18 protein-coding genes are annotated in these 21649 nt (G+C 44.6%); 3 read left to right on the top strand and 15 right to left on the bottom strand.

What is annotated here, in order from left to right:
* Window positions 1-2: 2 nt before the first annotated feature.
* Window positions 3-3701, bottom strand: coding sequence for an Ig-like domain-containing protein (locus ATB76_RS27445; RefSeq protein ID WP_081094938.1), 3699 nt, complete (start codon window positions 3699-3701; stop codon window positions 3-5).
* Window positions 3702-3912: 211 nt separating this feature from the next.
* Here ATB76_RS27445 and ATB76_RS18480 point away from each other — a divergent pair, with 211 nt between their 5' ends.
* Both ATB76_RS18480 and ATB76_RS18475 read left to right on the top strand, forming a co-directional pair.
* On the top strand, window positions 3913-4623 hold the full coding sequence (locus ATB76_RS18480) for a hypothetical protein (RefSeq protein WP_061035884.1): 711 nt from the start codon (window positions 3913-3915) through the stop codon (window positions 4621-4623).
* A 183-nt stretch (window positions 4624-4806) separates the two neighbouring features.
* Window positions 4807-5007 (top strand): DUF4250 domain-containing protein, encoded by a 201-nt coding sequence (locus tag ATB76_RS18475; protein ID WP_005445023.1) that lies wholly within the window; start codon window positions 4807-4809, stop codon window positions 5005-5007.
* 21 nt (window positions 5008-5028) lie between these two features.
* On the opposite strand, the gene metR is transcribed toward ATB76_RS18475, so the two are convergent.
* A complete protein-coding gene (gene metR, locus ATB76_RS18470) occupies window positions 5029-5940 on the bottom strand; it encodes an HTH-type transcriptional regulator MetR (RefSeq protein ID WP_038871949.1) in 912 nt (303 codons plus the stop codon).
* A gap of 263 nt (window positions 5941-6203) precedes the next feature.
* On the opposite strand from metR, the gene metE reads away from it, so the two are divergent.
* The gene (metE, locus tag ATB76_RS18465; protein ID WP_061035883.1) at window positions 6204-8486 is read left to right on the top strand and encodes a 5-methyltetrahydropteroyltriglutamate--homocysteine S-methyltransferase; all 2283 of its coding nucleotides are present in this window, start codon (window positions 6204-6206) and stop codon (window positions 8484-8486) included.
* Window positions 8487-8589: 103 nt separating this feature from the next.
* Here the strand turns inward: metE and ATB76_RS18460 are convergent, their stop codons facing one another.
* The 13 genes from ATB76_RS18460 to ATB76_RS18400 form a co-directional block, all read right to left on the bottom strand.
* Window positions 8590-8991: a GspS/AspS pilotin family protein gene (locus tag ATB76_RS18460; RefSeq protein WP_038871894.1), complete on the bottom strand. Its 402-nt coding sequence runs from the start codon at window positions 8989-8991 to the stop codon at window positions 8590-8592.
* 3 nt (window positions 8992-8994) lie between these two features.
* A complete protein-coding gene (locus ATB76_RS18455; protein WP_038871892.1) occupies window positions 8995-9291 on the bottom strand; it encodes a YciI family protein in 297 nt (98 codons plus the stop codon).
* Window positions 9292-9411: 120 nt separating this feature from the next.
* The gene (gene yciA / locus ATB76_RS18450) at window positions 9412-9807 is read right to left on the bottom strand and encodes an acyl-CoA thioester hydrolase YciA (RefSeq protein WP_061035882.1); all 396 of its coding nucleotides are present in this window, start codon (window positions 9805-9807) and stop codon (window positions 9412-9414) included.
* A gap of 137 nt (window positions 9808-9944) precedes the next feature.
* Window positions 9945-10517, bottom strand: coding sequence for a septation protein A (locus tag ATB76_RS18445; RefSeq protein WP_038871887.1), 573 nt, complete (start codon window positions 10515-10517; stop codon window positions 9945-9947).
* A 132-nt stretch (window positions 10518-10649) separates the two neighbouring features.
* Window positions 10650-10892 (bottom strand): hypothetical protein, encoded by a 243-nt coding sequence (locus ATB76_RS18440; protein ID WP_038871884.1) that lies wholly within the window; start codon window positions 10890-10892, stop codon window positions 10650-10652.
* A 94-nt stretch (window positions 10893-10986) separates the two neighbouring features.
* Window positions 10987-13530, bottom strand: coding sequence for a hybrid sensor histidine kinase/response regulator (locus ATB76_RS18435; RefSeq protein ID WP_061035881.1), 2544 nt, complete (start codon window positions 13528-13530; stop codon window positions 10987-10989).
* The gene (locus tag ATB76_RS18430) at window positions 13523-14722 is read right to left on the bottom strand and encodes an acyl-homoserine-lactone synthase (RefSeq protein WP_061035880.1); all 1200 of its coding nucleotides are present in this window, start codon (window positions 14720-14722) and stop codon (window positions 13523-13525) included. The genes ATB76_RS18435 and ATB76_RS18430 overlap by 8 nt, the downstream gene beginning before the upstream one ends.
* A gap of 158 nt (window positions 14723-14880) precedes the next feature.
* Complete coding sequence (locus ATB76_RS18425; protein ID WP_038871875.1) at window positions 14881-16140, bottom strand: dicarboxylate/amino acid:cation symporter; 1260 nt, start codon at window positions 16138-16140, stop codon at window positions 14881-14883.
* A gap of 337 nt (window positions 16141-16477) precedes the next feature.
* Window positions 16478-17284 (bottom strand): tryptophan synthase subunit alpha, encoded by an 807-nt coding sequence (gene trpA, locus ATB76_RS18420; RefSeq protein WP_061035879.1) that lies wholly within the window; start codon window positions 17282-17284, stop codon window positions 16478-16480.
* The gene (gene trpB, locus ATB76_RS18415) at window positions 17284-18474 is read right to left on the bottom strand and encodes a tryptophan synthase subunit beta (protein WP_005376781.1); all 1191 of its coding nucleotides are present in this window, start codon (window positions 18472-18474) and stop codon (window positions 17284-17286) included. Before trpB ends, trpA begins: the two co-directional genes overlap by 1 nt.
* A gap of 64 nt (window positions 18475-18538) precedes the next feature.
* Complete coding sequence (trpCF, locus tag ATB76_RS18410) at window positions 18539-19978, bottom strand: bifunctional indole-3-glycerol-phosphate synthase TrpC/phosphoribosylanthranilate isomerase TrpF (protein ID WP_061035878.1); 1440 nt, start codon at window positions 19976-19978, stop codon at window positions 18539-18541.
* A gap of 13 nt (window positions 19979-19991) precedes the next feature.
* Window positions 19992-21002, bottom strand: coding sequence for an anthranilate phosphoribosyltransferase (trpD, locus tag ATB76_RS18405; protein WP_061035877.1), 1011 nt, complete (start codon window positions 21000-21002; stop codon window positions 19992-19994).
* Window positions 21003-21039: 37 nt separating this feature from the next.
* Window positions 21040-21648, bottom strand: a complete 609-nt coding sequence (locus tag ATB76_RS18400; protein WP_038880512.1) for an aminodeoxychorismate/anthranilate synthase component II — start codon at window positions 21646-21648, stop codon at window positions 21040-21042.
* Window position 21649 lies beyond the last annotated feature (1 nt).

Genomic DNA, 21649 nt, shown 5'->3' with positions numbered 1-21649 from the left:
GTTCACTGCTCATTACATACAATTACGGCACCTTTTTCTACTTCTGTAATAGTATTTGGTCGGTAAGTGGTTGGTACTGAGATGGCCATCGGTGTACCAGTTTCGTACGACAGCCCCACTTGAGTTCCGTATTTCTGATATTTCGTTTGAAAATCCATCATATCTCTTGAGCGAAATGGCTTTAATGTTCCTAGGTTGAGTCCTTTCTCTTTGCAGAACTGTTCCGCTTCAATTGGTGAGAGTGTATTTACTTCATTGGTGAAGACGTTATTGTCATTTTTATTCCATTGCTTGGTTAGATAGACGAACTGTCCATCTTTGCTGACAAATCCTCCTGAACCTGAGTAGTTGATTACGAGGTTCGCTTGTTGCTTTGTATCTTCCCTGTTACCACCGATAAAGATGATAGATGTAGGGATGTTGTTTGTATTTGCTTGTTCTGGTTTATCAAAAACAAAAATGAGTTTTGACGCGACTGGTTCAGAGTTCGCCTCACTTATGCTTTGAGGTTGAATTGGCTCAATATTGTTAAATACATACGTGTGCTCATAACCAGAGTCGAGTTCTGGGTAAATTTCGATAGCATTGTTATTATGATCAATTAGATAGCTACGCTCTAATTTAGCCAAAGAAGTGGTGAGTAAGATAAACTTATCAATATGTCGGTTTGATGGCGCCGATGTGCTCTTATCTAAAAATGAAATCTCTAACTTAAACTGTTTACCCAGATCTTTGAGTTCGTATTGGCTTGCTAGTGTGGGTGTTGATGCCTCAACCGCGCCATCTTCGTAAAACTGTGTCCAAGATTGATTCACAAACTTGCCAGTCTCTGCGGGGTAGCCATAGGTCATCCCTCCTTTATGACCGAAGCCGTGGTTGTGCATCTTTTCGTGTAGGTAGGTTGTTTTAGGTGATGTAGCCCCTTCAGAAAACAACCTAAAATCACGTACGCTCAACCACCCATCTCCAACCGTTGCGACGCCGTTGGCTTCTTGGGTCAGCATCATGTAGGTCGCACTCGGCTTATTTGCGATAAGACTTACGTGTTTCAATGTATGTGGTGAAGTATCGTTACCTTTGAATTTAGCAAAGTGGTCAGAACTGCTTTCTATTGAACGAGTTGATGTCAGTAGCGTTTCTACTTCACACCAATGATCTTCATGCCGGATCATGCGGGTTCTTGAATTCATATAGCTTTGAATGAAGCCGATAAACCGATGGTTATAGTCATAGTTATTCATTAACTGTTTGAAGCCACGCAACTCTTTTTCATATTGATAAACGTTTTCTGTCGTTGGCTGTGCGTATTTGTCGTCATTTTGTCTGACGTCGGCATAAGCTCGTATATGTGCTTTGAACAATGGTTGCTCATCAACGAAATAAGCAGAAGCGATGGGTTCATCAAACCATTCTGGTAGTTCAAAATTCACAGCTTTAACTGGTGAGACAACCCCCGTAATGCGAAAGTGTTGTTGATTGACTCTGACTAAAGGATTATTCAAGTAGCGTGGTGTTGTGTTCAACAAATCAAAGTTTGTTAAACCGTTATGCCTAATTTTTATATCATCGATGTCATAACCTTCGAAAACGGAGCGACTTAGAGGAGATATCGCTTCTTCTACCAATGTAATCGTATAGTCCTTAGGGACAACAGTGAATGTTTTCTGAGTTGTGACCATTGAGGGAAAAGACTCCGCAATAACAGAGACTTTTATTTCACCTTTTTCAATTCCGGTAAGCGTTATCCCTTCCGTTGATTGAGTAAGCTCTGCGCTACCAACGGGTTCGACGCTCCAATCTAATGTTGAGCTGTTTGTTACGTTAACCTCAGAGTCGTCGGTCATGGTTGCGATAGCTTGCAGTACCAGAGGAACACCTGCCGTTATTTCTGTAAATGTTGATTCTAGAGAAAGTCGTTTTATTACGGGAGGCATGACGAACAATGTCATATGGTTTTGATGTTCTAATGAATTAAATTTAGCGAGTGCTGTAATTGTGGTCGAGCCCATATTCTTTCCGACAACCACATTTCTTTCTTGGTCGTCAAAATCGACAAACTCGTTATTGCTAACAATAAAGCTAATCTCAGGAGAGTTCGAAATATCAATGATACTTCCATCTGACAATAGGGCGTTTACTTTCAAAGGATGCTCTAGCCCTACGGGTAAAGAAAGCTCAGTTTCATCAAAGTTGATCTCGGTAACGATAGCATCTGAAACCGTTAATGTAGCGGTACTACGCCAACTATCAGAAAGTGTACCTGTTATGTTGGTTTCACCAACTTGAATGCCTGTTATCATTCCTTTATGAGGACTAAGTTCAAATGTCGCGATGTCTGTATTATCGACGCTCCATTGAAATTCTGAGGCAGACGTAACTTCGGCAATGGAACCGTCCGAGTATGTGGCCCAAGCTTGAAATGAATGAGATAACCCTTTAGGCAATGAATCTACATTGGGAGATAAACTAAGTTTGGTCACCACAGGTTCGGATACGCTAAACGGTACTTGCGAGCGTATTTGTCCATCGTTCAGCGAGGCAACGAGCGTCGCTTGACCAGATTTAAGTGCTTTGATGGTCAGTTTGTTCTCTTTTGTTTCTATTCGAGCAATCGTTACAGGGAGCACAGACCAAATCACTCGAGGGTCTCGTGTGACATTGATAGTGGATTGGTCTGTAAGTTCTGCCAGTGCTTGAACATGCGTTGAGAGGCCCAAGGGTATTTCATCTTTCTCGAGGGTTACATTGAGTGCAGAAAACTCAGCTGGAGTAATGACGACTGATACTTCGTCGGACAGCTCTGTGTTTTTAATTTTCGCCGTCAAGATTGTTGTCCCGGTAGAGGTAGCAAATAATTGGGTTTGATCTTGTTCTTGAATAATAGATGCCAGCGAGCGATCCCTGATGTCTAAATGGAGCTCCGGCGCGTTTGTAATTTCTTGCGTTGAACTATCTGAAAATTTAGCGAGCGCGAGTATTTGAGAGCTCGAACCGACAGGCAGTTCTGAATGCTCTAGGCTAAGGGACAATTCGACGGGTATGGCTTTGCTGATAGAGATTTTCTTACCTGCCTCTAAGGCGGTATCTCCATATGTGCAGTTAAGTACAGTATTCCCTACACTCATTCCTTGGATGAGGTTGGCTGGATTCCCGAGTGTGAGTTGGGCGACAGTAGAGTCTGCAATATGACACTGAAGTTCCGAAGAGTCAGTCAAATCAATGCGGTTTCCATCTGAATATTCCCCCATGACTTGAAAGGGAAGCGTTAAGCCTTTAGGTGTTGAACCTTCGTTTGCCAATACGAGAGTTAATTTTGAGAGCATTGCTTCGGATACTGTGATTTCTAAGCTTACAGAGAAGGCGAGACCATCTTTATTTACTGATGCGGTGATGGTTGTGGCTCCTTGTGATTTCGCAAGCAATAAGCCGCTTGAGTTAATCGTCGCGACCTTCTCATTCGAGCTATTCCAAATCACGGTATCTGTTTCGGTAAGCCAACCGTTATTCTCTGAGTCAAGAAGTTGAGCGCGTAAATAGAGCTTATCCCCTTTGGGTAGTGACTGAGATTCAGCGTGAATGACTAACTCATGAGAAACCGTGGACTCTTCGTATGATAGGGAGAGAACTGGATCTTTGTTGAAATCACAGCCTGTTAACGAAAATAGACAAAAGAGAATAGAGATGAGCGTTCTGTTTTTCATGTTGTTTTTGACTTTACACTTTCATTTTATTGCAAAATGTAAAGTTCAAGCGGAGAGATTAAATAGCAGGTTTGACGGCTATTTCGCGGCGATGCTAACACGGAAAGCGAATTAGCCCCTCAAGAGATGCTGACTTGTGAACTCTGCGAGCGAGTGGTGAAGTTACGGGCTAGTCGACCATTAGGTGATTTGCTATTATCGCCACCCCAAAATGACTTTTGAGTTTGCATTCAACATGATTCAACAATTGCTGTTAACTTTTCCTCCAATGCTATTTGGCGCCCAAGCGCTGTTGACCTTACTTTTGATTAAGGGTGATATCTGCCCTGGTCAACGTGGTCGCCTGCATAAGATGTTGCCATCAATTGGCGTACTTTGGTTGGCAGTGGCGTCGCTTCGTATTGAAGCTTTCATGATCGTATTCGCGATCTTTTATTTTTACTCTCAAGTTCAGACTAAGAAGACACGTGAGAAAGGGCCATTATGGGCTCTGCATCTAGCGAACGGTTTGGCGTTCGCGTACGTGAGCATTCAACTATTTGAGCAACCGCATTGGGCGGCAAGCGCTTCAGTGGCATTGATGATCTTCTTCTTAGGTGCCGTGTTTGCGCAGTTACTTCTAGTTATCGCACGTAGCCGCTTGCAAGCATTTCACCGAATCTTACCGGTTACGGGTGTTGTTTCGGGCATGCTGTTGGTCGTGATGACGTTGTTTTCTGCTTATCAGTTGGATGAAGCGACATTGAATGGCGTGACACAACATATTCTAGCGTCACTGGCGATGCTGATTATGGCAATCGTGGTTTGGTGCTGGCATATCTTCACTCATAAAACGCCAAACAAAGTGCAATTGGCGGCAGCGTTGCTTCTTGCTTTGGCTTCAATGACAAGCTTACAGGGTCTGTTCCTATTGGGGGCATAGACCGAATGAACTAACACTTCTGTCTTCTTTTCTTTTTGTGAGCTCGGGATTTAGATCGAGCTCACTTTCAAATCATTCGATTAAGTCTACGCTTTAGTTATAGCCTCATTCATTTCGAGAGAGTCTTGACGCACGTGCTCAACGGAATTGAGGTCAAATACCTTGTCTTAGAGGAGTGTCGCGATGGATTTAAGCAACGTAAGTAACTGGGACAGCATTATCTTGTTGGGTATCGTTAATGAAAAGCTGCGCTTAGAATGTGATAGCTTTGAAGAGTTGGTATCGATGTACGAGATGGATGTGGAATCGGTAGTGGGCAAGCTCGATATGCTTGGCTATCAATATGACCCACTGACCAATCAATTTAAATCTTACGAACGTTAGTTTCGTTTCAATTGTCGATCTTTAAGCCATCTTGATCCCATCAAGGTGGCTTTTACACTGCTGGCGAGCTGTTGCAAAGAAAGCCTGTAAGTAACGCTTCTCTTTTTCTGAGTTACGTGTTGCTGCGAACAATCTACGCCATAACCCCTCTCCAAAAGGCATACTGGTAATCAAACCTTGGCGCGAGAACTCAGAAATCGCCCAATTTGGTAATGCTGCTACCCCCAATCCTGCTGACACCATTTGTACGAGCATTAACGTGTTGTCCGCTTGTTTCCACTTGGCTGGCTCAACTCCCGCAGGGTGTAAGAAGTGTTTGACCACATCCAATCTTTGTTTCTGTACTGGATAAGAAAGCATGGTTTGATCAGCAAGATCTTCAGGCTCAATGACGTTTTTGTTCGCTAATGGGTGGCTAGTCGAAGTAATCAAGCGCATTTCGAAGTCAAACAACGGTTCATAATGGACTTCGGAGCGTGGCTGAATGTCTGATGTAATGACCAAATCAAGCTCGCCAGCCAACAGGGCTGGTAGAGGTTCAAAACCGAAGCCGGAAGAGAAATCGAGCGTCACACTTGGCCAAGTTAATTGGTATTCCTTCAGTGCTGGCATTAACCACTGGAAGCAAGAGTGGCACTCAATCGCCATGTGCAAACGACCGTTCACGTCCTCTTTCAAGCTTGCAAGCTCGTTTTCTGCTTTGGCGAGTTTTGGCAAGATTTCATCAGCGAGACGAAGCAAAATTTCACCTTCTGAAGTGAATTTAACGGGGCGGGTTTTGCGCAAAAAAAGCTGCCCACCAATACGAGATTCAAGATCTTTGATTTGATGAGAAAGGGCAGATTGCGTCAGGTGTAACGCGGTTGCGGTTGCCGTTAATGAACCCGTATCCCTCAGTGAAGTGAGTGTGCGTAAGTGTTTCAACTCTATCATGAATCCCATTCATCCTTTTATGTCTGCCATGAGCTTTATTAACTTACCCATAAAAAATGGATATGTAAACGTCTAGACGTCCATTTGTTTTAGTCTAGTGCGAGTGAGATCGCTCAATATGAAATTTTTTAATAAACAAGTTGAATAATTGGATGTTGTTCAATGCGGTTGCCAGAGCGATAGTTTTAGCCATCCAGACATCTTGATAGGTTTTCTCTCGATGCTCTGACCTCAACATCAGACACTGAATAAGGAATACGGACATGGCAACGACAACGCATATTCTTGGTTACCCACGCATTGGTGAAAAACGAGAACTTAAGTTTGCTCAGGAAAAATACTGGCGTGGTGAAATCGATCAGGCGGAGCTTAAGCGAGCAGGAGCAAGCTTGCGAGCACAAAACTGGAACACACAAACAGAGGCGGGTTTGAGCTTCACAACTGCGGGTGATTTTGCTTGGTACGATCATGTCTTAACCACAACATTGCTATTGGGACATGTACCAAAGCGACACGCAAGTGGGTTTCCAGATTTAGACACACTATTTAAAGTCGGTCGTGGTCAATCTCAATCTGCTTGCGACTGTGGGGGGGCGGCAGCCTCTGATATGACGAAGTGGTTTAATACCAATTACCATTACATTGTGCCTGAGTTCAGCAAGGATGATACGTTTGAAGTCAGTTGGCCACAGCTTTTTGAAGAAGTGAATGAGGCAGTCAAAGCCGGCCACAAAGTAAAACCTGTTTTGCTTGGGCCGCTCAGTTACCTCTATCTAGGTAAGGAAGTGGAAGAAGATTTTGATCGTTTGACTTTATTGCCAAGGCTACTCTCCGCGTATCAAGCAATTCTTTCTAAACTTGCTAGTCAAGGTGTGGAATGGGTACAAATTGACGAACCGATTCTCTCGCTTGAGCTGGAAAGTAAATGGTTGGACGCGTTCAAGCTAGCTTATCAGGTCATTCGTAGTGACGTAAAAGTGTTGCTAACCACTTATTTTGATTCGGTCACGGACACGTTGGATAAAATCATCGAGCTTAATGTTGATGGACTTCATGTCGATTTATCTGCATCGCCTGAGCAGTTTGAAGAAGTGGTAGCAAAACTGCCTAGTGGCTGGGTATTGTCTGCGGGCGTGGTGAATGGACGTAATGTGTGGCGATCGGATTTAAGTTCTCAATTAGAGCGCTTACAGCCAGTTAAAGAGATACTTGGCGACAATTTATGGGTAGCCAGTTCGTGTTCATTGCTACACAGCCCGGTAGACCTAGAGTTAGAAACGGAGTTAAGTGAAGAAGTAAAAAGTTGGTTTTCTTTCGCCAAACAAAAAGTAACGGAAGTTGCCTTGCTTGGCCGTGCGCTTGATGGAGACCAAAATGCGATTTTAGCTTGTGATACGTATAGTCAACCCATTAAAGATCGTAAAGCCGCTTCACATGTTAACAAACCACACGTTCAGTCTCGTTTGAACCAAATCACGGCGGCGCTCAGTCAGCGCAGTGCACCTTATGAAGAGCGTACCGTACACCAAGCTGAAGTGCTTGGCTTGCCACTCTTGCCGACTACGACTATCGGGTCTTTCCCACAAACGGGAGAAATTCGGGTTCAGAGAAGTGCGTTCCGCAGTGGTCAACTTTCAGAATCAGATTATAAACAGGCATTGAAAGGACACATCGCTGATGCGGTGAAACGCCAAGAAGCGCTCGATCTTGATGTTCTTGTGCATGGTGAGGCTGAGCGTAATGACATGGTGGAGTATTTTGCTGAAAACCTGGCGGGCTTCCAAACCACTCAATTTGGTTGGGTACAGAGCTATGGTTCTCGTTGTGTCAAACCAGCGATTGTGGTCGCAGATATTGAGCGCATAAAACCGATTACGGTGGAATGGTCGACGTATGCACAATCGTTGACCAGCAAGCAAATGAAGGGCATGTTGACCGGTCCAGTGACGATTCTGTGTTGGACATTCCCACGTGAAGACATTACTCGCAAACAAATTGCAGACCAGCTCGCCCTTGCACTTCGTGATGAGGTCTCTGACTTGCAAGAGGCGGGTATCAACATTATTCAAATCGATGAGCCAGCGATTCGTGAAGGCTTACCATTGAAGAAGCGTGACCATAAAGAATATCTAAATTGGGCCGTCGATGCGTTTAAGATCTCTGCGGCTAGCGCAAAACCAGAAACGCAAATTCATACTCACATGTGCTACAGCGAGTTTAACGAAATCATTGATTCAGTTGCCGCGCTTGATGCTGACGTGATTACAATCGAGACATCGCGATCCAATATGGAATTGCTGAAAGCGTTCGAAGACTTTAATTATCCGAATGAAATTGGTCCGGGTGTGTACGACATCCATTCTCCGAACATTCCAACGGAGGAGTGGATTGAAGGCTTACTCAAGAAAGCAGCTGAAAAAATACCGGCGCAACGCTTGTGGGTGAACCCTGATTGTGGACTTAAAACGCGTAATTGGGCAGAAACCGAAGCCGCATTAGGTAACCTTGTCTCTGCTGCTAAGAAGCTCAGAGCTGAACTCGTATAAGCGCTTAGTTTTTCAAACTGGCCGCAGAAACAAAAAAGCGAGGATATCTATCCTCGCTTTTTTATTTTATCGAGCGTCTAACTCAAGAAGATTGAGTCGCGTATTACTGTGCTTTTTGACCTGCGCTGCATGTTTGCGCTGACACCAACTCATCCGCCATTAATTGGCCGCGGGAGTTGCGTACTTTGATTCGGTACATCAAGCCCATATCAATTTGCTCACGCACCGCTGGTGTATTGCAGTAAGTGTATATACTGGTGTTCACTACTTGATTTAACGGCTTGGCACCAAGCGCATCATCGTTATAAATCATCATCATCTCAACCACATTTTTGTTGGAAGAAATGCGTAAGATTTTTAATGGACCGTATTCAAGCGGTAAACCTGCAGAAAGAACACCAGCGCGGTTAGAAGCCATCAACTCAAGTTGATGTTGCTTGTCATCACTTGATGAACAACCTGCTAGTGCACCGAATACGAGGAAAAGACACAGTAATTTTTTCATAACTTAAAACACTTTCTTGAACGGTTTTACGATGACATTTTCGTAAACGCCCGCTGCAATGTATGGATCGGCATCAGCCCATGTTTGAGCTTCTTCCAAAGAGGAAAATTCTGCTATGACTGTCGAGCCAGTAAAGCCTGCTTCACCCGGATTATCGGAATCAATGGCTGGCATTGGACCAGCAGTGAGTAGACGTCCTTCGTCTTGAAGTTGCTGTAAGCGCTCAAGATGTTGAGGGCGAACACTCAGACGTTTTTCTAATGAGTTCTCGATGTCCTGAGAAAAGATGACGTACCACATAGCATATTTCCTTAATTGGTAGGGTAAAGTCCTAATTTAACGCCTTTTTTGTGCCACTCACAAGTCAACAATGGAATTTGTGAGGTTGTTCCTAGCAATTCGTTATATTAAACCAAGTTATTACTTTTGAACTGGGCGTGGTTTACCTTCGCTATCGATCGCAACATAGTTGAATGTGGCGTCACAAACCATGAAGCGCTCTTCTACACCGTCGACTTTAACAGGCTTCACCCATACTTCTAGGTCTACACTCATCGAAGTTTTGCCGATCTTTGAGCATACTCCGTAACAGCAGACAACATCGCCGACGCTGACAGGTTTTTTAAATGTGATGCTAGAAACCGAGACAGTAACAACTCGGCCTAAGGAGATTTCTTTAGCCAGAATCGCGCCAGCTAAGTCGAGTTGGGACATGATCCAGCCGCCGAAGATATCGCCATTGGCATTAGTATCAGCGGGCATAGCAAGGGTGCGAAGCAATAATTGGCCTTTTGGTGTATGACCTTCTTGATTCATGATGACATCCTACAATCTTTATTAAGCTCAAAAATGGAGCAAATAATGCACCAAGATTTCTGGCGCAAACAACAAAACAGCGACCCTGAGGTCGCTGTAAATAATCAATGTAAGAAGATTATAGCAAAATTGAGCTTTTAATCATCAACCGAAACATCGGATGAGTTTTCTTTCTTCTCTTTTTGATCTTTTGGCATGTGCTTGTAGATGTAGAAGCCCGTAGCGATCATGTAAGCGAATGTCGCGATCAGTAAACCGAACACTTTGAAGTTAACCCACACATCGAGTGGGAGCTTAAACGCTACGTATACGTTTAGGCCGGCACAGAACGAGAAAAAGCCAACCCATGCCCAGTTGATTTTGGTCCAGACCGCTTCAGGCAAAGTGATTTCTTTACCAAGCATGCCTTTGATCGCGGACTTGCCCATAGCATGACTTACGGCTAAGCCAACAGCGAACAGTGCATAGATGATGGTTACTTTCCATTTGATGAAGTTGTCATCGTGGAAAAATATGGTCATGCCACCGAAGATAGCCACCATTGCGAAAGTAACCAATTGCATCTTTTCTACTTTCTTGTATAGAGCAAACGTCAACACGATTTGAATAGCCGTTGCGATGATAAGCGCGCCTGTCGCAACATAGATATCGTGCATCTTGTATAGGACAAAGAAGACAATGAGTGGAATAAAATCAAGGATTTGCTTCATGATGCAAAAAACTACCTAGTTATTGAGTTGAGGACAGTCTAGCGGAATCTGAGGCAATGTGAATATTTATAGAATATAGAGGAAAGAAATAGCCGCATTCAGCGGCTATTTTGTTGGACAGAACGAAGAGGTTCAGGCTACGTTTTGGTAACGAGTGATGAGGTTTTTCACATCCTCCAAATAGCCTTCGCGTAACAGGTTATCGACTGTTGCTTCTAGTTCGTCATGGGACATGGTGAAGCAGGTTGATTTTCCCGTCATCAGGTTGAGGTACTGATGGTATTCTTCTTCTGTATAGTGTCCAACACGGTCTAAAAGTAAGGTTTTAATACCGTGGTGAATCAAGCCGTAATAAGTATGTCGATGAAGCATCATGGTCATCTCCTTATCAAGTTTCCCCGCTAATAAAGAGAGGGCTTGAATCTATGGATAATTCGTTTGTACTTCAGTAATGCATATCAGATGCCAATTATTCATTCTCAATTTCGAAAGAATTCGACGCGGTGTCTTTGTTGAGCCAGTTGTTCAGGACATGCCTGAGGGCATTTAAAGTCGTTGGCTTTTCCAAACGCCCATCCATGAGCTTGGCAATCATTTCAAGCTCGCGTTCTCCAGACTCTCCTGAGAGCGCAATGATCGGCGTGTTAGGCGATAGCGCTTTTATCTTTTCACTGGCTTCAAATCCATTCATTACAGGCATTTGCACATCCATTAATATCAAATCGATGTGGTTAGCTTCAAACAGTTCGACCGCATTCTCTCCGTTCTTGGCTTGCAAGCTATTCACACCAAGTTGGTTTAAATACATTTGCACTAATGCTCGTTGCACTTCTTTATCATCAACGATGAGTACGGTTGGTGCGTTCTTATCTATTCGTACGTTCGATTTGGCTTTTTGTTCAGTGTGACTATTCTTCCAATCCGTGAAATAAGGCGTACGTAAGGTTTCAGCTTTTGGCGCATTAGGGACAACAGGGAAATAAAGGTGAAATTCGGTGAACTCTTCCAGTTTTGAGTGGCACTCAATTCTCCCGCCAAATGAACGCATTACGCGTTGGCAATAACCAAGCCCCAAGCCGCTACCACCACTTTTCTGGTAAGAGAAGAAGTCGTCAAAGATTTTGTGAGAGATGGTCTCGTCGATACCAGGACCGGTATCGCGGAATACAAGCACGTTTTCATAAGCCCCAGTACTGGTGCTGATTTCAATTTGACTATCTGGATAGGAATCAAAATAGTAAATTGCGTTACGAATGAGGTTAAAAATAACGAAGTTAAATAAGGTCTCATTTAGCTTGGCCACAAAATCAGTATGTTGTGGTAAACGAATTCTCTCAATTATCTTCTCATTTTCAAAACCGTAGTGGCTGACCGCTTGATCGACCGCTTTATGAATTGAAGAGAGGGCAATGGGCTCATGTTCAGGGGCGCTGTCGCTGACCTCCCGAAGAATGATATCAATCAACTGACGGCCACGTTGGATGGCCGCCTGACCATTTTCGATGTCAATTTTTATCTGCTCAATCGGCGCTTGGTTTTCAATATGCTGCTTCAGAGCCTCAAATTGCAATTGAACTTGAGCGAGAGGATTACGCATTTCGTGGGCAATTGAGTTAGCCAGCGCACGGCTTTGACGAATACGTCGATCGGCCTCAATGGTGCTTTGAACACGTGTAAGCAAGGTTTGCAACGCGGAGATCTCTTCATTTGAGAACAACTGATTGTTGATCTTATGTGGTGAGACCAATAGGTGCGTCACGGATTTGCCTTGCCCGAAGAGTGGCATAACCAAAGCCGTATTGTTTGAACTCATTTTTTCGTACAAGGCTTTTACGGAGCCCTTTGATGAGCTTGCATAGTCAATCTCGTCAGAGAGTTCGTCTAATACTAAGACAGATTTGTTTGACGACAAATAGTCTTCGTAAAATGTCTCAGTGTAATTACTGGTCACCAAGCGGAGCTTGTCGTTCGGGATTTGCAGTAATATTCCCAAACGTCTCATCGCATCATCAATCGACAGTTTGAACTCATCCTCAAGCGCTAAGATTTGTTGCACGGGTGTTTTCTTATTGCCGTAAATCAAAAACGATGAATAACGGCTTACTCGTTTATAAAGCAGATGCCAAGTAATGCCGATTAGGGCGCAGATTGGTGTGGCGATTAACCATTGTTTGCTATCTGTCATTGGGATGAAGATTGCACCTAAAGGCAAAACGAATATCGCGCATACGAGCAATGCGCTGAGTGACATGTATGCGAGGTATTTGACGCTATAAAAACGTGAGGTGAGTAGCGCATAACCTACGAATAACATTTCACTGATAGACAACGCTGGTGGTAGCCAAGTCAGTGAAAAGTCACCCATGAAGTAAGTCATGCCAAGGTGTATGGTTGCCGTTGATAGCATGAACACCAAGATGCCTGCGATCATGTAGTTAGTTTTGGCTAGCGTTAGTCTGCTGCTGTTAGCGCGCATGGCGACTAAGTTGACCAAAGTGAGCACAACGAAACTTACCAAACCTATGAAGAAGTAGGAGGTCTGTGGGCCAAACTCAATGACAAACTCACTAGGTCCAACGATTTCGACATGCTCTACCGTTAAGTTCGGTTGTAAGTTGATAAATAATGAGTAGACCGTCAGGGTGACGAAGATCAGTTGTTGCCAAGGGTGTACTTTGCCTTTTCTTTGCTCGGCAGAGAGTTGGCAAGAAAAGTAATAGGCGAACGCAAATGCGAAGAAGGACGCAAGGTTAGCAAACTTTGCCATAAAGATGCCGACATCCGGCCCCAAATCAGGCAAGAGCTCGGTATGGAAATACGCATTGCTGCTTATCCAAGCAATGATGCAAACAGAGTAAGCAATGTAAGGCGCGTGATGCGTCCCAAAGATAACCTCGTTTTTTTGTTTTAAGCGAAAGCAGTAGTAAATCAGCCACATAAAAACCACTGCTACCGTGGCAAGTAGCGTAATGGCTTTTGCGTAGATGATTGTCTCTAAACCGAAATCAAACATATTCATCCCTTTCGGATGACGCTCGTTTTCGGTTGGCTCTCACTGCGCGTTTGTAGACGCGGAAATCGGTTTGATTGAATGCTTTGACCATCATTTCGAAATTCCAGAATCCCCGGTAAGTTTCTTTGCCGTCATTATTGAGATCGCAATATCCAGAATGGAAATACGCTTTCTTATCGATCGACTGATAAAAGTTGAGCATGAAAGGTTGCTCAATGATGGTGAAGCCTACTTTATAACCAGCTTGATACAGTACGTTCATAAGCTCTTTTTGTGCAAGGTAGAGAAAGTAGAGTTTCTGCTGGGCATTTCCACTTACTGTCAAGCGCAGGACTTCACACACGGATTGTGTATCGGATAATAGTAACTTGAATTCGCGATCAAATTCTGGGAGAGAGTAACATTTTAACAGTGTAGATGATGTAAAAAGCTGTAATCGCGTTAGTTCTTCGTACCCATGGTTTGGTAAACAGTAGTGCCATTGTTCGTTGCTAAATTGTGGTGCGTAGCTCAACCAACGGTTGTGAATAGCCCAATCCTGAACCAAAGCAGAGGCAACAAGGGTAGGGACCGCTTCATTGTCTGGATGTTTTAGTAATATAAAGTGCTTACCTGTTTGCGACAGCGACAGTAACGGCAGCATTTCGTACCACTTTTCACCTTGTATAAAAAGCTCAAGATTACTTAACGTGACTGCATCACTCAGTGATATCGCTTGAGAGTGAGAGGGTGTTTTTACCATAAGTTGAGCATCTTCTATGCGTTCAATCATGGCACCGTAATAAGCGCTATCTTCAAAGGGCAGTTTGGTACTTATTGTAGATATTTCCTGTACAGGAGGCTTCGTCTTGATTGCTGCAATTTCACATTCACACCAAAACTCCAGCCAGTGCGTAAAGCACTGAGATGCGACAAGCTCTAACGCCGTAATGTAAGGCGATAAGGTGGAAGGGTAACGTTGTACTAAATCACGATAGTCCATCGATTCAAACAGCACTGAAAAGCTCTTAGCCTTATGTTCTGGGAAGAGTGCAATGAGTTGATTTCTTCGGTAGTCAGTAACGGATTGGAATATAACTTGACGTTCTTGCGTATCGAAACCACTAAGAACCGCATTGATCAGCGCGAGCTGCTTTTTTTCAATAGGCATGCTGCTCGCAGATAGCACCCCTAAAGACGACGTAAAATTCATGAGATAACCTAGCCAAGGTTTATGGTTTTTTATTTATGCCGCTCTTATATCATTTAAAACAAAATATGCCATTAGTTTCTATTTAAACGGTTATCTAAGGCAGGTTTATCGTAAAAAAAGCCGCTCGATGGAGCGGCTTGAATGAGCGTTAATTTAAATTATGCTTCTTGCTTTTGAAGCTCAGTTTGTTGTGCTTCTTCTTCAATAAGTGCATCCACGATAACGGCACATGCTGCATCACCTGTGATGTTTAGTGCGGTACGAATCATGTCGAAGATACGGTCAAGCGCAAACAATAGTGGGAGACCTTCGATTGGAATACCAGCAGCAAGCAGTACCGCGACTACTAGGAATGAAGGACCAGGAACACCTGCTTGACCTACTGCGCCCAGTGTCGAAGTGACGATGATCGCAACGTAAGCGCCCATGCCTAGGTCGATGTTGAACAGTTGCGCAAAGAAGATTGCCACTAGGCCGTAGTAAATCGCGTTACCTGACATGTTGATGGTTGCGCCAAGCGGTAAAACAAATGAAGCGGTTGAGTTTCTTACGCCCAACTCTTTCTCACACGTATCCATTGTTACAGGCAGCGTTGCCATTGAAGAGGCGGTAGAAAGGGCAACTGCTTGTGGCTTCTTCATTGCTGATACGAATTTCTTCGCCGATGTCTTAGTGAAGATATGTACCATTGCTGGGTAAACTACGAAGCCGAACACTAGGATTGCCGCTACGTAAACGACGAACAGTTTGAAGACCACCATTAGGGCACCAAAACCGAATGTACCTACCGCTTCAGCCATCAGACCAAATACACCGATAGGCGCAATGATCATCACTTTGTTGATCATCCAAACCATAGCGTCAACGATGCAGTTAACACCATTGATGATTGGCTCGCGACGTGATTTTTCTTGTTTTGAAATCGCGATACCGAAGAACATACAAAACACAAGGATCTGAAGGATGTTCGCTTCGTTTAGTGATTGGAAAACGTTAGTTGGGATCATACCAGTGATGGTTGCCCAGAAAGTAGGTAATTCACCTTTTGAAGCGTATTCAGCTGAGAACATACCTTCAACGCCAGAAACGTCGATGCCCATGCCTGGTTGGAATACTTCACCCATAAACAGTGCTAGTGCGACAGCTAGGGCAGACGTTAGACCAAAGTAACCTAGGGTTACCAAGCCCACTTTACCTGCAGATTGGCTATTGCCTAGACCTGCTGCACCTGAGATAAGCGCTACTGCGACCAGAGGGATCACAAGCATCTTGATCAGGTTAATGAAGATAGCACCTAGTGGTGCAAATACTGTCGCGCTTTGACCCATGAAGGCACCAACGGCAGTACCTACGATCATTGCAATGACGACTTGTACGCCAATGTTGTTTAGTAAACTCTTTTTGTTTAACACTTCCATAACCTCTGTGCTAATAAAATGTAAAATCCTAAAATTACCCACCAATATAAAGTTGTTATTTGGATAATTATATCGCCTTGCTTTTTACACTTATCATTCACAATTAGCAATACAATTTCCGTACAAACTTATCAACTGATCGGGAATTCATTGATGAATGGTAGTTTTTTAATCACAAGCAAACGATTGCCATCGATCGTGCTGATATTTTTACTCGGTGATGTTTATAAAATATATGGTAAGAAAGAGGGAAATTTAGAGAATGGATGTTAAAAAAAAGATCGATTCCGAATGGTAAATAAGGAATCGATCTCATATTTATGCGAGTAGCAATACGTTATTTTTGTGTTGCTGCTTTCATAGCAGAAACGAATTCACTTAGCTTGTCTAGCATGATTTGTGGTTGCTCAACGTGCGCTTCAATGATCTTCACCACGGCTGAGCCAGAAATCGCACCAGCGGCACCAGATTCTAGTGCTTGTTTCACCTGTGCCGGCTCAGAGATGCCAAAACCAAGTAATGCTGGTGGCGCATCAAATTGGTTCAGTCTATCGAGCATGTGACCTACAGGCATGTTTGCTTTGGTTTCTGCGCCAGTAACACCTGCACGAGATAGTAGGTAAGTGTAGCCGCCACCTAACTCTGATACTTGCTTCAGTGTTTCATCACTTGCCGTTGGTGGTGCGATGAAGATTGGGTGAATACCAAACTTTTCTGCAGCAGCAACAAATTCGGCACTTTCATTAGTTGGTACATCTGCAATCAAAACAGAATCGATGCCTGCTTTTGCGCAACGCTCATAGAAGTTCTCGATACCACGAGAGTAAACAAGGTTCGCGTACATCAGAAGACCAATAGGCAGGTCTGGGTACTTAGCTCGGATCTTACTAATTTGCTCGAAGCAGATGTCTGGTGTTGCACCTGAATCTAACGCGCGAATGTTAGCGCCTTGGATGGTTGGGCCATCGGCTAGCGGATCTGAGAATGGAATACCAAGTTCAAGGGCATCTGCGCCAGACTCAACCAGTGTTTCCATGATTTTGTAAGATTGCTCTGCGTTTGGATCGCAAACCGTTACGAACGGTACAAATGCGCCTTGGTTCTTTTCGTTTAGGCGCGCAAACATCTTCTCATAACGGCTCATTAGATCGCTCCTTTTTCTTCTAGGATGGCATGTACAGTGAAGATATCTTTATCACCACGACCAGATAGGTTAACAACCAGCAATTGCTCTTTTTCTGGATTCTCACGTGCCATACGCAGTGCGTGTGCCACGGCGTGAGAAGATTCAAGTGCAGGGATGATGCCCTCATGGCGTGCAATCTCTTGGAATGCTTCTAGCGCTTCATCATCTGTTACGTTGTCGTATTCAGCACGGCCAATTGCGTTTAGGTGTGCGTGCTGTGGACCAACTGAAGGGAAATCAAGACCCGCAGAAACAGAGTAAGACTCTTCAACTTGGCCGTTTGGATCTTGCATCAATGGCGCTTTCATGCCGAAGAAGATGCCTGTTTTACCATGTTTAAGTGGTGCACCGTGTTGGTCTGTATCGATACCTTTACCTGCTGGCTCAACACCAATTAGGCGAACGCTTTCTTCTTCGATGAAGTCAGCAAACATGCCAATCGCATTTGAACCACCGCCCACACATGCGATAACCGCATCAGGAAGACGACCTTCACGTGCCAAAATCTGATTCTTCGTTTCTTCACCAATCATGCGTTGGAAGTCACGCACGATGGTTGGGAATGGGTGAGGACCTGCCGCTGTACCTAATAGGTAGTGCGCGTCTTCATAAGTTGCAGACCAGTCGCGTAGCGCTTCGTTACATGCATCTTTAAGTGTCGCTGAACCCGAGTGAACAGGAATGACTTCTGCGCCCATTAGCTTCATACGGAATACGTTCGGGCTTTGACGTTCAACGTCTTTGGCACCCATGTAAACGCGACACTTAAGTCCAAGCAGCGCACACGCAAGTGCCGTTGCAACACCGTGTTGACCTGCACCCGTTTCAGCGATGATTTCGTTTTTACCCATGCGTTTCGCAAGCAGAGCTTGACCTAACACTTGGTTGGTCTTGTGCGCGCCACCGTGAAGCAAGTCTTCACGTTTTAGGTACAGTTTGGTTTTCGTACCTTTGGTTAGGTTACGAGTTAGAGTCAAAGCCGTTGGACGGCCCGCATACTCTTGAAGAAGCGTCATGAATTCGCTCCGGAACTCTGGATCTTCTTGCGCGTCGATAAACGCTTGCTCTAGTTGCTCCAATGCTGGAACTAGAATTTGCGGAACGTACTGACCGCCGTATTCGCCAAAGTAGGCATTCAGTTTTGCCATCGTTATATTCCTTCTCGTATTTTTCGCTACGAATAGCTTTAAATTTTTTAGCTGATATCCAGCTTTAGTAGTTGCGAATGGCGGTGAATGCCGCGAGCAACTTCTGTGAATCTTTTTTGCCTGGTGCGCTTTCTACACCAGAGTTTAAATCTAATCCCAAGCAACCTAGTGTCGCTGCTTGTTGAGCATTTTCTGGCGACAGTCCGCCCGCTAGCATAATTTGACTTGGGTCGCCAATCAGTGACCAGTCGAACACTTGGCCGGTTCCGCCTGTTTGAGTGCCGACTTGCGCATCTAGTAGATGGCGGTCAATGTTGTCTGCAAGCAGTTCTGGCTTCGCATCTGTCACACCGTAAGCTTTCCAAATTTCTACCGCTGCTGGCAGTTCGGCTTTGAGTTGGTTTACGTAAGCTTGGTCTTCTTGACCGTGCAGCTGCACTGCTTTTAAACCCAAAGAGGTCACGACAGAAGCAACAAAATCGATATCGTGATTTTGGAAAACGCCTACGTAGTTCAGTGGAGCACCGCTCATGGTTAAGCGAGCACCCTCAAGGTCAACCGCACGCTTCGACTTCTCGACAAAAATCAGGCCACCAAATACTGCGCCAGATTGATACGCTTTTGCTGCGTCATCTGGATGCGTTAAGCCACACACTTTGTTTTCACCCAACGTGACTTTGCGTACTGCAAGTTCAAGGTTGTCTTCTGCCATCAGCGAGCTACCAATCAAGAATCCGTCTGCGTATTTCGCTAAATCACGAACTTGTTGATGCGTATAAATGCCAGACTCTGAAATCACGGTCGCGTTTGGTGCTAATTCGCGAATTGTCGGTGCCAACTCTTTAGTACGATTCAAATCAGTACTTAGGTCGCGCAAGTTCCGGTTATTGATGCCGATAACGCGTGCGCCTAGCTTAACGGCACGATGAAGCTCTTCTTCGTTGCTGACTTCGGTCAGGATGCCCATGTTCAGGCTGTGTGCTGCTTCTTCTAGCGCTTTGTACTCTTCGTCATTGAGGACAGACAGCATTAGTAAGACAGCATCAGCACTGTAATGACGCGCTAGGTAAACTTGGTAGGTATCTACCATGAAGTCTTTACAAATAACTGGTTGTTTGACTTGACCACGCACTTGAGGAAGAAAGTCAAAGTTACCTTGGAAGTACTTTTCGTCTGTTAAGACTGAAATGGCATCTGCATGGTTGTTGTAAACCGATGCAATGTAATCCAAGTCGAAGTGATCACGAATTAAACCTTTAGAAGGAGATGCCTTCTTACATTCGGTGATGAATGCCGTCTTTTCGCCACTCAGAGCATCGTAGAAGCTGCGGTCCGATGGCAGCAAATCAGACTGAAATGTGCTTAGCGGTTGAGACACCTTACGGTCTGCTACCCACTGATATTTGTCGCGGACAATTTTCGCCAGTACTTCTGCCATTTCTGCTTCTTTCTTAGAAACGTGTTCAGACAGGTTGCCAGCTTGCTGAGTGTTGAAGTCAGTCATCTTCTTCAATTCCTTAAGCGTGTGCGGCAAGTTGTTGTACCAATTGGTACGCCTTGCCTGAATTCATTGCCTCAATCGCTTGTTGCGTGTTGGCTTTTAAATCTTCGTGGTCGAATAGACGCATTAGCAGAGCAACGTTTACTGCCACTGCGCCCAATTGTGCGTCTGTACCTTTACCCGTCAGAATATTGGTAATGATCGCTTTATTTTCTTCAGGATCGCCACCTTTGATCGCTTCTAGTGGGTGTGCTTCTAGACCGAAGTCTTCAGGCGTTAGTTTGTATTCTGTGATCTTACCGTCTTTGATTTCGGCAACGGTTGTTTCACCGTGAATTGCTACTTCGTCCAAGCCACTGCCGTGTACGACCGCGGCGCGCTTCATACCCATTTGTAGCATGGTTTCTGCGATAGGACGAACCAGTTCTTCACTGTAAACACCCATCAATTCGATGTTTGGACGAGCTGGGTTAATCAGTGGGCCAAGAATGTTAAAGATGGTACGTGTTTTCATGGTTTGACGCACTGGCATCGCATGGCGCACACCACCGTGGTATTGAGGTGCAAATAGGAAAGCAACACCGATATCGTCTACCGCTTTGCGCGTATCTTCTGCGCTCATTGCTAGATTGATACCAAATGAATCAAGAAGGTCAGAAGAGCCTGATTTGCTGGAGACGCTGCGGTTACCGTGTTTCGCTACTTTTAGACCACATGCTGCAGCAACAAACGCCGCAGTGGTTGAAATGTTGATGGTGTTGTGACCGTCGCCGCCAGTACCTACGATATCTGCGAAATCGTAATCTGGGCGAGGGAATGGGTTTGCGTTTGCCAGAAGTGCTTTCGCCGCGCCTGCAATTTCATCTGGTGTTTCGCCTTTGATTTTTAGTGCAGTCAGTGCTGACGCCATCAAAATTGGGTCTAGTTCACCACGGATAATGATGTCGAATAGCTGTTGGCTCTCTTCCTGAGTAAGCGATTCTTGCTCGTACAGTTTAGTAATAATAGGGTTGATGATTGCTTCCATATTTCCTCTCCTAAATTTCTTATGTGCCAAGTGCTTTTTAAGCAGTGAGTGGGTTCGCTGAAGTTTGTTCTTCAAGTGCCCATTCAATGGCATTGGCCAACAGTGTTGCTCCGTAGGTCGTCATAATAGATTCCGGGTGGAACTGGAACCCGCAAACTTTATCTTCTTCATGTACAACAGACATTACCAAGTCATCCACTTCTGCTGTGATGGCTAGGCTCTCAGGAACCTTGGTCGCAACTAGCGAGTGGTAACGCGCAATCGCAAGTGGTGATGGTAGGTTTTGGTAAATCGCATGGTTTTGGTGCTCCATCATGGAGACCTTACCGTGAATGATTTCGCCTGCACCAGCAACGGTACCGCCGTACGCTTCAACAATCGCTTGGTGACCAAGACAAATGCCGATCATTGGAACTTTGCCTTTCATCAGTTGAATCAGTTCTGGCATTGAGCCTGCTTCTGACGGTGCACCAGGACCAGGCGATAGCAGAACCACTGGGTTTTCAAGCTCGTTCACCGCTTGTTCAATGGTTTGTGCTGGGATGTTATTTCGGTAAATCTTGACTGAGTGACCTAGCGAGCGGAATTGATCCACAAGGTTGTAGGTGAACGAGTCAAAGTTGTCGATAAAAATGATATTAGCCATC

Source organism: Vibrio sp. MOR3, from assembly GCF_001557775.1.
Taxonomy (GTDB): Bacteria; Pseudomonadota; Gammaproteobacteria; order Enterobacterales; family Vibrionaceae; genus Vibrio; species Vibrio jasicida.
This window is presented reverse-complemented; position numbering and strand designations above follow the sequence as displayed.

What these genes read in the sequence shown, in the direction of transcription:
- ATB76_RS27445 (WP_081094938.1), bottom strand. Translation starts at nt 3,701, where the DNA reads ATGAAAAACAGAACGCTCATCTCTATTCTCTTTTGTCTATTTTCGTTA.
- ATB76_RS18480 (WP_061035884.1), top strand. Translation starts at nt 3,913, where the DNA reads ATGACTTTTGAGTTTGCATTCAACATGATTCAACAATTGCTGTTAACT.
- ATB76_RS18475 (WP_005445023.1), top strand. Translation starts at nt 4,807, where the DNA reads ATGGATTTAAGCAACGTAAGTAACTGGGACAGCATTATCTTGTTGGGT.
- metR (WP_038871949.1), bottom strand. Translation starts at nt 5,940, where the DNA reads ATGATAGAGTTGAAACACTTACGCACACTCACTTCACTGAGGGATACG.
- metE (WP_061035883.1), top strand. Translation starts at nt 6,204, where the DNA reads ATGGCAACGACAACGCATATTCTTGGTTACCCACGCATTGGTGAAAAA.
- ATB76_RS18460 (WP_038871894.1), bottom strand. Translation starts at nt 8,991, where the DNA reads ATGAAAAAATTACTGTGTCTTTTCCTCGTATTCGGTGCACTAGCAGGT.
- ATB76_RS18455 (WP_038871892.1), bottom strand. Translation starts at nt 9,291, where the DNA reads ATGTGGTACGTCATCTTTTCTCAGGACATCGAGAACTCATTAGAAAAA.
- yciA (WP_061035882.1), bottom strand. Translation starts at nt 9,807, where the DNA reads ATGAATCAAGAAGGTCATACACCAAAAGGCCAATTATTGCTTCGCACC.
- ATB76_RS18445 (WP_038871887.1), bottom strand. Translation starts at nt 10,517, where the DNA reads ATGAAGCAAATCCTTGATTTTATTCCACTCATTGTCTTCTTTGTCCTA.
- ATB76_RS18440 (WP_038871884.1), bottom strand. Translation starts at nt 10,892, where the DNA reads ATGATGCTTCATCGACATACTTATTACGGCTTGATTCACCACGGTATT.
- ATB76_RS18435 (WP_061035881.1), bottom strand. Translation starts at nt 13,530, where the DNA reads ATGTTTGATTTCGGTTTAGAGACAATCATCTACGCAAAAGCCATTACG.
- ATB76_RS18430 (WP_061035880.1), bottom strand. Translation starts at nt 14,722, where the DNA reads ATGAATTTTACGTCGTCTTTAGGGGTGCTATCTGCGAGCAGCATGCCT.
- ATB76_RS18425 (WP_038871875.1), bottom strand. Translation starts at nt 16,140, where the DNA reads ATGGAAGTGTTAAACAAAAAGAGTTTACTAAACAACATTGGCGTACAA.
- trpA (WP_061035879.1), bottom strand. Translation starts at nt 17,284, where the DNA reads ATGAGCCGTTATGAGAAGATGTTTGCGCGCCTAAACGAAAAGAACCAA.
- trpB (WP_005376781.1), bottom strand. Translation starts at nt 18,474, where the DNA reads ATGGCAAAACTGAATGCCTACTTTGGCGAATACGGCGGTCAGTACGTT.
- trpCF (WP_061035878.1), bottom strand. Translation starts at nt 19,978, where the DNA reads ATGACTGACTTCAACACTCAGCAAGCTGGCAACCTGTCTGAACACGTT.
- trpD (WP_061035877.1), bottom strand. Translation starts at nt 21,002, where the DNA reads ATGGAAGCAATCATCAACCCTATTATTACTAAACTGTACGAGCAAGAA.
- ATB76_RS18400 (WP_038880512.1), bottom strand. Translation starts at nt 21,648, where the DNA reads ATGGCTAATATCATTTTTATCGACAACTTTGACTCGTTCACCTACAAC.